Below are 11,621 nucleotides of genomic sequence, written 5' to 3'. Positions count from 1 at the left end.
GTCGCGACAAGCGTCGTGCTAATTGGAAACTTACTATTCCTGGTTTAGTCGAATGTCCTCAATGTCACGAAAAGAAAATGCCTCACCGCGTGTGTCCTGAATGTGGTCATTATAATGGCAAAGTTGTGGTTCAAGCAGAATAGAAAAATAAGCAGTGAGCAAGATAAAAGTCAGTTAATTTTATCTTGCTCACTTTTTTTACTTGCAAAATTGGTAGCAAGTAGCTATAATAAATGCTAACAATTGGTATTATAAGTTGCTTATAAATTGGGTGATGTTATGGCGCGGGTTCAAAAAAAAATACGTCAGGAAAAATTAAAAGAGAAGTTGTTGACAACACCTTTTCTTACTGATGAAGAACTGGCAGAATATTTAAATGTTAGTGTGCAGACAATCAGACTGGATCGATTGGAACTTGGTATACCTGAACTTAGGGAACGTACTAAGAAAATGGCTGAAGAAGCTCAAAATAAGCTTAAGACCATTGCCAGTGCCGATGTGATCGGTGAACTGATTGACCTGGAATTGGGAAAGTCAGGAATATCGCTGATGACAATAACCCCTGAAATGGTATTCGAAAAAACGAAAGTTGCCCGAGGACATTACATTTTTGCTCAGGCAAATTCCTTAGCTTTGGCAATTATTGATGCTCCCATGGCCGTAACTGGGGTTGCAAACATCAAATATAAAGTTGCTGTGCGTGAAGGGGAAAAATTAGTAGCCAAAGCAGAGAACGTAAAAAAAAGAGGCAATAAATATTTTATTTGGGTAAAGACTAGGAATGATACGCAAGAAGTCTTTCGGGCTAAATTTATTATGGTTTCACTTGAGAACGAGTTGCCTTCATAAACCAATTTATATTTTAAATAAAAAGTTATATTCTGTCGGTGCTTGCGAAAGGAAGATAGCAAATGAGGGTTGCCATTGATGCTATGGGCGGAGATTACGCGCCCGATGAGATTGTTTTAGGCGCAATACAAGCCGCCGGTGAGTACGCAAATGAAAATATTGAAATTGTTTTGGTCGGCGATCAAAATCAAATTACTCAAGCGCTTGAGCGTCATGGCAATGGAAAAGAAATAAATAATATTATTGTTCATCATGCGAGTGAAGTTATCGATATGCATGAATCGCCTGGCGCTGCTGTTAGGAAGAAGAAAGATGCTTCTGTTGTTGTTGCTACGTCACTGGTTAAACGGGGGTATTGTGATGTAGCCATATGTGCTGGTAGTACTGGGGCGGCGGTAGCTGCGGCGTTATTAGGGCTAGGTCGGATTAATGGTATTGAGCGACCGGCTATCGCAACACCAATACCAAACCAGCGAGGTACAACCATTCTCTTAGATTCTGGCGCGAATATCGATAGTAAACCTAAGCATTTAGTACAAAACGCTATTATGGGCTCTATTTATGCGGAGTATGTTCTTAATATTCCAACCCCCCGGGTTGGTCTGTTAAATATCGGTGAGGAAGATAGCAAAGGCAACGAACAAGTGTTGGCTACATATCCGCTGTTAAAGCAACTTAATACTGTGAATTTTATTGGCAACGTTGAAGGCCGTGATATTCCGAAAGGAACAGTTGATGTTGTTGTATGCGATGGTTTCATAGGAAATATTGTGCTGAAGTTTGGGGAAGGCTTAGCTCAAGCCATATTACAATTGATTAAAGAATCGATTAAAAATAGTGGTTTTTTGACCAAAATGGCCTCGATGCTAGTAGTGCCAGTATTAAATGGGTTAAAGAAAAAGTTAGATTATGCCGAATATGGCGGGGCACCACTGCTTGGAGTTAATGGCGGATTTATTATTTGCCATGGAAGCTCAAAAGCAAAAGCGATAAAAAATGCTATTCGAGTAGCTAAAGAGTTTACTGAACAGAATGTTGTTGCCCATATTCGCGAAACTATTGCTAAAGAGGGGGTAGTAAATAATGAAGAAATTTAACAATGTGGCTATTATTGGTACTGGTACCTATGTGCCTGAAAAGATAATGACCAACAAAGATCTGGAAAATATAGTGGAAACTTCGGATGAATGGATTGTCTCAAGAACCGGAATCCGGGAACGCCGGATAGCTTCGCCGGATATGGCAACCTCTGATTTAGCCACCCGCGCGGCTGAAAAAGCTCTGATCGATGCTGGCATTACTGCTGACGAGATTGATTTAATCATTGTCGCTACAGCTACACCAGATATGTTTTTTCCTTCGACTGCTTGCTTAGTTCAGGCTAATCTCAAAGCTAGTAATGCAGCGGCTTTTGACTTAGCTGCCGGATGCTCGGGATTTGTATATGGCCTTGTTACAGGCAGTCAGTTTATCAAGGCTGGTTTATATAAAAAAGTATTGGTTATCGGTGCGGAGACTCTTTCTAAGATTCTCGACTGGACTGACCGAAATACTTGTGTTCTATTTGGTGATGGTGCTGGGGCTGCGGTATTGGCAGCGACAGATTCTGATTATGGTATTATTGGCGCCCATTTAGGAGCCGATGGTTCAGGTGGCGATTTGTTAAAACTTCCTGCCGGCGGATCTCGCAATCCTGCCAGTGCCGAAACGGTTACCCAACGAATGCATTTTGTTCATATGAATGGCAATGAAGTGTTTAAGTTTGCTGTTAAAATCATGGGCGAAGCAGCTATTCATGCACTAGAAAATGCTGGTCTTAGTGCTGATGATGTTGACTGCTTGATTCCTCATCAGGCTAATATTCGAATTATCCAATCAGCCGCTAAACGCCTTAAACTACCTATGGATAAAGTCATGGTGAATGTTGATAAATATGGTAATACATCTGCTGCCTCTATTCCTATTGCCCTCGAAGAAGCTGTACATCGTGGCAAAATCAAACAAGGTGATGTTGTAGTGCTTGTTGGCTTTGGTGCTGGGTTAACTTGGGCATCAGCTGTTATAAAATGGGGTAAGGAGGCTAAAACTATTGCTGAATAGCAAACTCTGCCAACTGTTAAATATTAAATATCCGATCTTACAAGGTGGAATGGCTTGGGTAGCTACTGCTGAATTAGCAGCGGCCGTTTCCAATGCAGGTGGTTTAGGACTTATTGGTGCTGGGCATATGCCCCCTGATGCACTAAAAAAAGAAATCAGAAAAGCTAAAGAACTTACTGACAAGCCCTTTGGGGTCAATATAATGCTTATGTCACCGTTTGTCAAAGAGGTTATGCAGGTCGTCGTAGATGAGCGAGTAGCGGTAGTTACGACCGGGGCTGGTAATCCTGGGGAATACATACCGGCATTAAAGGAAGTAGGTACTAAGGTAATTCCGGTTGTTGCTTCAGTGGCGTTGGCCAAACGGTTAGAACGGGTAGGGATTGACGCGATTATTGCTGAAGGAATGGAAAGTGGCGGTCATATAGGTGAAGTAACGACTATGGCACTAGTGCCGCAGGTTGTTGATGCGGTTTCGGTTCCGGTTATTGCTGCCGGCGGCATTGGCGATGCTCGCGGAGTAGTAGCAGCATTCGCTTTAGGTGCCCAGGGAGTACAAATCGGGACACTGTTTGCAGCTTCTGTTGAATGTACTGCTCACCCTAATTATAAGGCGGCCATTATTAAAGCCAAAGAGCGCTCAACGGTTGTTACTGGTGCAATAACCGGACATCCGGTAAGAGTGATTGCCAATAAACTAACCCGTGAATTTGCCGAATTGGAGAGACAAGGCGCGTCAATTGAAGAATTGGATCGTTTAGGTGCCGGCAAACTCAGAGCCGCAGTACGTGAAGGCGATGTGGATTATGGCTCGGTAATGGTTGGTCAGGTTGCCGGGTTGATCAATGAGATCCGGACCGTGGATGAAATTATGCGTGATATTGTTGAAAATGTACCGAAAGTGATTGCTAACTTACAGAAAAATATAGATAGCTGAGCCATACATAAGGAGGGAACGAAATGGGTAAACTAGCATTTGTTTTTCCCGGGCAGGGATCTCAAACCGTTGGTATGGGAAAAGATTTATATGATAAGTTTGATATAGTCCGAGAGATATTTCAGTTAGCGGATGAAGCGCTTGGCTTTTCCATTACCGATATGTGTTTTAATGGTCCTGAAGAAGAGCTAAAGAAAACGTATAACACTCAACCAGCTATTTTGACAATGAGTGTAGCTTGCTGCGAAGTATTAAAACAGCATGGAATTACACCAGATATTGTGGCTGGACATAGTCTGGGAGAATATTCAGCATTGGTTGCTGCTGGAGCAATAACCTTTACTGATGCTGTCCAATTGGTAAGAAAACGTGGACAGTTCATGCAGGATGCGGTACCGCTTGGCGAAGGTAGTATGGCTGCCGTTTTGGGTCTTGAACGCGAAAAAGTTGTGGAAGTTTGTCAGCAAGTCGCAGATGAAGTTGGCGTTGTTCAGGCAGTAAACTTTAATTGTCCAGGACAAATTGTCATTGCCGGAAAAAACCAGGCTGTTGAGAAAGCCAGTGAACTGTTAAAAGCGGCAGGTGCTAAGAGAGCTGTTTCCTTACCTGTCAGTGCTCCTTTTCATAGTACGCTGATGCAGCCTGCGGCAGTAAAGCTGGGAGCTGAGCTTGACAAAGTGTCGGTTAAGGATGCAACTATTCCAGTTGTCGTTAATGTGAATGGACAAATGGTTACCCAAGGCGATACAATAAAGGAATTGCTGGTTAAACAGGCTGCCAGTCCTGTATTGTGGGAAGACTGTGTGGCACAAATAGTAAACTTTGGTGTAACTACTTTTGTTGAGGTTGGACCTGGCAAAGTTCTTACAGGCTTTACCAAGAAAATCGCCAAAGCGGTTGAAACACTAAATGTAGAAGACGTACCTTCTTTAGAAAAAGCTCTTGATTATTTCAAGGAGGTTCGTTAAAATGCATTTAGACGGACAAGTTGCCATTGTTACAGGTGCATCTAGAGGTATTGGCCGGGCAGTAGCGATTGCGTTAGCAAAAGCTGGTGCTAAAGTTGTAATTAATTATGCTGGCAATGCAGAGGCGGCTGAAGACGTTCGCAAATTCATTGTTGATAACGGCGGACAAGCAATTACTGTTAAAGCAGATGTCGCTGATGCTGATGCAGTTGAAAATATGGTCAAGCAGACAATGGAAACCTATGGAAAGATTGATATACTGGTAAACAATGCGGGTATTACTCGGGACACACTGCTAATGCGGATGAAAGATGAAGATTGGGATGCGGTAATGAATACCAATCTAAAAGGCATATTCTATTGCACTAAAGCCGTAATCAAGAGCATGATGAAACAAAAAAGCGGAAAGATCATCAACATGACTTCTGTTGTAGGGCTTATGGGTAACGCTGGCCAGGCAAATTATGCTGCGGCCAAAGCTGGTGTTATTGGCTTTACTAAATCAATGGCTAAAGAATTAGCCTCACGGGGAATTACTGTTAATGCCATTGCACCAGGTTTTATTGTAACCGATATGACCCATGGCTTGTCAGAACAGGTGAAGGCTGACTTAGCAGCGAAAATTCCGCTTAACCGCTTAGGTACAGCAGAAGATGTAGCTGCTGCCGTAGTATTTTTGGCAAGCCCGTCGGCAATTTATATTACCGGGCAGACTTTAAATGTTGACGGTGGTATGGTAATGTAATATATGTTACAATTCCTTGGAAGGAGGTGAATACCATTATGACAACTTTTGACAAGGTTAAAGAAATTGTTGTTGAACAGCTCGGCGTTGATGAGGCTGATGTAACAATAAATTCTACTTTCATTGACGATCTTGGCGCTGATTCACTGGATATTGTTGAACTGATTATGGCCTTTGAAGAGGAATTCAACATTGAAATTCCTGATGAAATTGCTGAAAAGATCAAAACAGTAAAAGACGCTGTGGAGTACATAGACAAGGAAAAACAAGCGTAACTAATGTTTTATCTCTAACGTAATTGTTGGTATTGCCCTATGTGAAACGAAGAAAGTCCCGTGGAAGCTTTTCGCGGGACTTTCTTAAGGGTAATGCATTAGTCTATGGTAGGGTTTATTGATTGGAGGAGTTGTTACTTGAAACTGCCGGAGCTTAAAATTGGCCAACATGTTGCTAAAATTCCGATTATACAAGGAGGCATGGCGATACGACTGTCAACTGCCCGTTTGGCGGCAGCCGTGGCTGAAGCTGGCGGTATCGGACTTATCGCAGCATCAGGTATGGCTTTTGATGAGTTGCGCCATGAGATTAGGCTGGCCCGCAGCTTAACCAAGGGAATAATTGGTATAAATATTATGGTAGCGGCAAGACAATTTGCTCGCTATGTTGAGACTGCCATTGATGAAGGGATTGACTTGGTAGTAGCAGGAGCTGGATTTTCTCGTGATGTATTCCCTATGGGGATCAAGTCTGGGACTCCAATCGTGCCAATTGTATCATCTGTTAAAGCTGCCAAAATTTCGGAAAAACTTGGTGCTGCCGCGGTTATTGTTGAAGGTAAAGAAGCAGGTGGTCATCTAGGAACTGACCAATCCTTGCGTACTGTTTTACCTGATATTAAAAAAGCTGTAAATATCCCGGTTATCGGGGCAGGCGGCATTATTTCCGGTCGGGATATTGTCGAGGTAATGAGACTTGGCGCTGATGGTGTACAAATGGGAACCCGATTTGCCGCTAGTGTAGAATCTAACGCCGCTCCGGCTTTAAAAGAGTTTTATTTAAAAGCAAAACCTGAAGACGTGGTATTAATTAAAAGTCCGGTAGGTTTGCCTGGACGTGCTATAAAAAATCCTTTTGCTAAGAAAATTCTTGAATGTACCGTCGACGGTCCGGATAAATGTGTAGCTTGCCTCAAACACTGTGCCCAGAATTTCTGTATAATTAATGCACTTATTCGTGCACAACAGGGAGATGTTGATACCGGACTGGTTTTCACTGGCGAGTATATTCATAAAATAGATGAAATATTACCTGTTAAAGAAATTTTTGCCCGGCTTCTTAAAGAAGTTGAAGAAATACAATAGTGAGGTGATCTTTGTGAAAAAGCGTGTTGTGATTACAGGTATGGGCGCAGTTACGCCTATTGGCATTGGTACAGATAACTTTTGGCAAGCGTTACTTGCAGGTAAATCTGGTATTGATCGTATTACCCGCTTTGATCCTAGCGAATATTCTACTCAAATTGCAGGAGAAGTCAAAGATTTTGATGCGACAAAGTATATTGACAAAAAAGAAGCCAAACGTATGGACAGATGTACTCAATTCGCGATTGCAGCGACTAAAATGGCTTTTGAAGATGCAGGTATTAATTTGGAACAAGAAGATCGTAGTCGTATCGGGACACTAATTGGTACCGGTATTGGCGGTATGGATACCCTGCATGATCAGTTTAAAACCTTGTTTGACAAAGGGCCGGGAAGGGTCAGTCCGTTCTTTGTCCCGATGATGATTACGAATATGGCGGCCGGTCAAACTTCTATTACTTTTGGCCTGGAAGGACCTTGCAGTTGTGTAGTTACTGCTTGTGCAACAGGTACTAACGCTATTGGAGATGCTTTCAAAGTAATTCAACGCGGTGATGCCGATGTGATGGTTGCCGGCGGCACTGAAGCTGCTATCTCACCTTCGGCTGTGGCTGGTTTTTGTGCCATGAAGGCCATGTCTACCCGCAATGATGAACCGCAAAAAGCCTCCCGTCCTTTTGATAAAGACCGTGATGGTTTTGTCATGGGTGAAGGTGCAGGTATAGTAGTTATGGAAACACTGGAGCACGCATTAGCGCGTGGCGCCAAAATTTATGCTGAAGTTGTTGGCTATGGTACTAATGCCGATGCTTATCACATTACAGCACCAGCACCTGAAGGTACACAAGCAGCTAAATGCATGGCTATGGCGCTTAAGGACGCCGGAATGGATCCTAGCGAAGTGGATTACATAAATGCTCATGGAACCTCAACACCGCTTAATGACAAGAATGAGACACTAGCGATAAAGGCATTATTTGGTGAACATGCAAAGAAACTTAAGGTCAGCTCAACCAAGTCCATGACTGGACATCTTTTAGGTGCGGCTGGTGGCATCGAGGCAATTGCCTGCGTACTTGCCATTGCTAATAATGTTGTTCCGCCAACCATTAACTTGGAAAATCAGGATCCTGAGCTAGATTTGGATTATGTACCCAATAAGGCCCGGGAAATGGTTGTTAATGTTGCTCTTTCGAACTCATTTGGTTTTGGCGGACACAATGCAACCATTCTGTTAAAGAAATATCAGGCGTAACCAATTTTTCATGAAAGAAGTTAAACGGATGCTAGATGATTCCCGTATGCAAGCGTTAACCGAATTATGCCGATCGTTAGGAGTTGAATTCAACGATTACAAACTACTGCATCAGGCTCTTATCCACACGTCGTATGCCAATGAAACAAAAGGAGCGAATATTCGGCATAACGAGCGTTTGGAGTTTTTGGGCGATGCGGTTCTGGATTTAATTATTAGCTCCTATTTATTTAGCCAGTGCCCGCACTTGCCTGAAGGAGAACTCACCAAAGCTAGGGCTCAGGTTGTTTGTGAGCAAACACTCGCGAAAAGAGCATTAGAGTTAAGGATAGGTGATTATCTCCTCTTAGGTAAAGGTGAAGCTCTCTCGGGTGGTCGAGAACGGATATCGATTCTTGCAGATGCCTTTGAAGCGATTATTGGCGCTGTTTATCTTGATGCTGGATTTAAGAGCGCTGCCAAATATGTGTTAAATCAGCTTAAATCTGAACTAGCTTCAGTTGAGCGTGGAGACTATTTAAAAGATTATAAGACTTGGCTGCAGGAAATTGTGCAAAGAAATAACGATAGTAAAATTGCTTACGAGGTCATTAGTGAACGCGGTCCTGATCATGATAAATCTTTTGAAGTAGCCGTTTTTGTGAATGCTGAGCGTATGGGTTCAGGTTGGGGCAAAAGTAAAAAAGAAGCCGAGCAACAGGCTGCTAAACAGGCGCTCATAAAGTTTGGTGTTATAACTGAATAGTTTTATGGTTAAATCGGGGCGGCCATTTTGGTCGTCCTTTCTGTATAGGAGTATTATGAAGCATTATATTATCCCGATATTTATTCCGCATTTGGGATGTATACATCAATGCATTTTTTGCAATCAGAAAAAAATAACCGGCTGTCAGACGCCAGTTACTGCCATGCAAGTAGCGGCTATTATTCATGAGAGACTGGCAACGATTAATCAAGATCGCCGCATTGAAGTTGCCTTTTACGGCGGCAGTTTTACTGCGTTGCCGGAAGAAGTGCAAAACGATTTGCTGACTCCGGCTAGTCAAGCTCTGAAAAAAGGCAACATTCATGCGATTCGTCTTTCTACCAGGCCAGACTGTATAAATGACAGTATACTGTCAAACATTACCAAACATGGGGTGAGTATCGTTGAGTTGGGTGTACAGTCATTGGATGATGCTGTACTTCTTCAGGCAGCACGCGGGCATGACAGTCAGGTTGTGGCCAAAGCTGTAAAACTTCTGAGAGATGCCGGTTTATTTTGTGGATTGCAATTAATGCCTGGTCTGCCGAAAGAGGATTGGGCGAGTTTAATTCATACGGTACGTAAGGCCGTAGATTTACAACCAGATTTTGTTCGTATATATCCTGCTGTTGTTATTAGCGGAACCCGGCTTGCTGAATTATATAACCAAGGCGTCTACCAACCGTTATCGTTGCAGCAAGCCGTTGCGCGCTCCGCTTACATGAAGCTGGTATTTGAACGTCATGGTATTGATGTTATACGCACAGGCCTGCAGGCTACTGAAGAACTGGATAGTCAAGATAATGTACTTGCAGGACCATATCATCCTGCTTTTGGCGAACTGGTAGATTCTCATATTTTTTACTTAATGCTGGCGAGGTTTATTGAAGAAACGGGTTTAGATAGCAACACTGAATGTACGATTATCCATCATCCGAAAGATACCTCTAAAGTGCGCGGACAATATAATAACAATCTCTTTCACTTAAAAATCCGATATAATTTATCCGGATTGAAACTTTATGCTGATGCGGCAGTAAAACCAGGTTCGCTTTTGCTTACATACAAGGGCTCTTGTCATCTAATAAATAAAAATATGCTAAATTAAATTTTAAAAACATGTAAAAGGAGGAATTTTTAGGAAATATGCAGAATAGTTTTAATGTATAGGCCCTGAATTCAAAGGAGGAAAGCGAAAAATGGAAGTGCTGAAAGTATCTGCACAATCAAATCCCAAATCCGTAGCAGGCGCTCTGGCAGCAGTTTTGCGGGAGAAAGGTACCGCAGAGGTGCAGGCAGTCGGTGCAGGGGCGGTTAATCAGGCTATCAAGGCTATTGCCATTTCACGTGGTTTTGTCGCTCCCAATGGCATTGATTTGATTACCATACCGGCTTTTGCGGAAATTTCTATTGATGGGGAAGAGCGCACCGCCATTCGATTTATCGTAGAACCTCGCTAACGAAATCAATAATGTGAAAAAGCCTGCATTTATGCAGGCTTTTTTATATGGAGGAATGTTATTGTATTGTTTACATAAATTTCAGAGTTTTAACGCTCTGCAGGCTGATAAGCGTACTTTTGCTGCTCTTGTGTTACCGTACCGGGCATGGTAAAATTTTGAGTGACTTTAAATATAAGTAAGGGTGGTTATTGTGCTGCTGCGCCGGCTAGAGGCATATGGATTTAAATCGTTTGCTGAAAAAATTGAGTTAGAGTTTGGCCGAGGAATTACAGCCATTGTTGGCCCAAACGGCAGCGGCAAAAGTAATATTTCTGATGCTATTCGCTGGGCACTTGGAGAACAGAATCTGCGAAATTTACGCGGCGCTAAAATGGAAGATGTCATATTTGCCGGAAGTGTCAACCGTAAGCCTTTGGGAGTGGCAGAGGTTTCACTGGTGTTTGATAATAGTGATGGCTTGTTGGCACTAGACTATAACGAGGTTACGATAACTCGCCGGATATTCCGGTCGGGCGAAAGTGAATATTTTATTAATAAGACTCCTTGCCGGTTAAAAGATATTCATGAGATGTTGGCAGATACAGGACTCGGGCGTGACTCTATGACGGTCATTGGGCAGAATAAAGTGGATGAGATATTAAGCAGTAAACCGGAAGAGCGCCGACTTTTGTTTGAAGAAGCTGCCGGCATTATCAAATATAAACATCGTAAACGGGATGCGCTACGCAAACTGGAAGATACAGAGCAAAATCTCACCAGAGTCAGGGACATTACTACCGAGCTTGAAGGTCAGTTAGAACCGCTTAAAGAAAGTGCTGATAAGACCAGGCAATTTAATTTATTACATGCCGAATTGACAGCATGTCAAGCAACTGTGCTACTAGAACGATTGATGAAGGCCGAAAAGCTGATTGAAAGCGCTAAAATGGAGCAGACGCAGCTATTAGACCGGAGTATTGCCGTTACTTCCAGGCTAACTATCGCTGATAATGAAAAAGACGCACTTACGCTACAGCTTGCCCAAAAAGAAGAAGAAATTGCCGATATTGAAAAAAAAATCCAGGAAGTAACCAATGAAATTGAGCAAATCGACAGCCGTAATGGTATATTGACTGAGCGTATAGAACAAGGAAAAAAGGCAAAAGCGCGGTTTGATGATGAACTTGCCAGGATAACGGCTGAAAAACAAGCGGCAGAA

Annotated in this window: 14 protein-coding genes; all 14 read left to right on the top strand. The window is 42.7% G+C overall.

Going from position 1 to position 11,621, the window contains the following annotated elements; all coding sequences use genetic code 11:
- A partial coding sequence (gene rpmF, locus AC29Z1_RS07185; protein ID WP_488270777.1) for a 50S ribosomal protein L32 occupies positions 1-143 on the top strand: 143 nt, incomplete at its 5' end.
- 136 nt (positions 144-279) lie between these two features.
- Positions 280-849, top strand: coding sequence for a transcription factor FapR (gene fapR, locus AC29Z1_RS07180; protein ID WP_488270775.1), 570 nt, complete (start codon positions 280-282; stop codon positions 847-849).
- 62 nt (positions 850-911) lie between these two features.
- Positions 912-1,946 carry a phosphate acyltransferase PlsX gene (gene plsX, locus AC29Z1_RS07175; RefSeq protein ID WP_488270774.1) on the top strand — a complete coding sequence of 345 codons (1,035 nt, stop codon included), beginning with the start codon at positions 912-914 and terminating at the stop codon, positions 1,944-1,946.
- Positions 1,933-2,949: a beta-ketoacyl-ACP synthase III gene (locus tag AC29Z1_RS07170; protein ID WP_488270773.1), complete on the top strand. Its 1,017-nt coding sequence runs from the start codon at positions 1,933-1,935 to the stop codon at positions 2,947-2,949. The genes plsX and AC29Z1_RS07170 overlap by 14 nt, the downstream gene beginning before the upstream one ends.
- Complete coding sequence (gene fabK / locus AC29Z1_RS07165; protein WP_488270776.1) at positions 2,942-3,886, top strand: enoyl-[acyl-carrier-protein] reductase FabK; 945 nt, start codon at positions 2,942-2,944, stop codon at positions 3,884-3,886. The genes AC29Z1_RS07170 and fabK overlap by 8 nt, the downstream gene beginning before the upstream one ends.
- Before the next feature lie 23 nt (positions 3,887-3,909).
- A complete protein-coding gene (fabD, locus tag AC29Z1_RS07160) occupies positions 3,910-4,854 on the top strand; it encodes an ACP S-malonyltransferase (RefSeq protein ID WP_488270772.1) in 945 nt (314 codons plus the stop codon).
- 1 nt (position 4,855) lies between these two features.
- Positions 4,856-5,599, top strand: coding sequence for a 3-oxoacyl-[acyl-carrier-protein] reductase (gene fabG / locus AC29Z1_RS07155; protein ID WP_488270771.1), 744 nt, complete (start codon positions 4,856-4,858; stop codon positions 5,597-5,599).
- Positions 5,600-5,637: 38 nt separating this feature from the next.
- A complete protein-coding gene (locus AC29Z1_RS07150; RefSeq protein ID WP_488270770.1) occupies positions 5,638-5,874 on the top strand; it encodes an acyl carrier protein in 237 nt (78 codons plus the stop codon).
- A 138-nt stretch (positions 5,875-6,012) separates the two neighbouring features.
- Positions 6,013-6,960 carry an NAD(P)H-dependent flavin oxidoreductase gene (locus AC29Z1_RS07145; protein ID WP_488270769.1) on the top strand — a complete coding sequence of 316 codons (948 nt, stop codon included), beginning with the start codon at positions 6,013-6,015 and terminating at the stop codon, positions 6,958-6,960.
- Positions 6,961-6,973: 13 nt separating this feature from the next.
- Positions 6,974-8,215 (top strand): beta-ketoacyl-ACP synthase II, encoded by a 1,242-nt coding sequence (gene fabF / locus AC29Z1_RS07140; protein WP_488270768.1) that lies wholly within the window; start codon positions 6,974-6,976, stop codon positions 8,213-8,215.
- Between the two features lie 10 nt (positions 8,216-8,225).
- Complete coding sequence (rnc, locus tag AC29Z1_RS07135) at positions 8,226-8,960, top strand: ribonuclease III (RefSeq protein WP_488270767.1); 735 nt, start codon at positions 8,226-8,228, stop codon at positions 8,958-8,960.
- Between the two features lie 55 nt (positions 8,961-9,015).
- Positions 9,016-10,068: an elongator complex protein 3 gene (locus tag AC29Z1_RS07130; protein ID WP_488270766.1), complete on the top strand. Its 1,053-nt coding sequence runs from the start codon at positions 9,016-9,018 to the stop codon at positions 10,066-10,068.
- Between the two features lie 91 nt (positions 10,069-10,159).
- Complete coding sequence (locus AC29Z1_RS07125; protein WP_075754977.1) at positions 10,160-10,420, top strand: stage V sporulation protein S; 261 nt, start codon at positions 10,160-10,162, stop codon at positions 10,418-10,420.
- 193 nt (positions 10,421-10,613) lie between these two features.
- On the top strand, positions 10,614-11,621 hold a 1,008-nt coding region (locus AC29Z1_RS07120; RefSeq protein ID WP_488270765.1), incomplete at its 3' end, for a chromosome segregation SMC family protein.

The sequence above is a fragment of the Sporomusa sp. genome (genome assembly GCF_057736855.1).
Note: the sequence above shows the minus strand (reverse complement) of the source record. Positions and strands in the feature narration are given on the sequence as shown.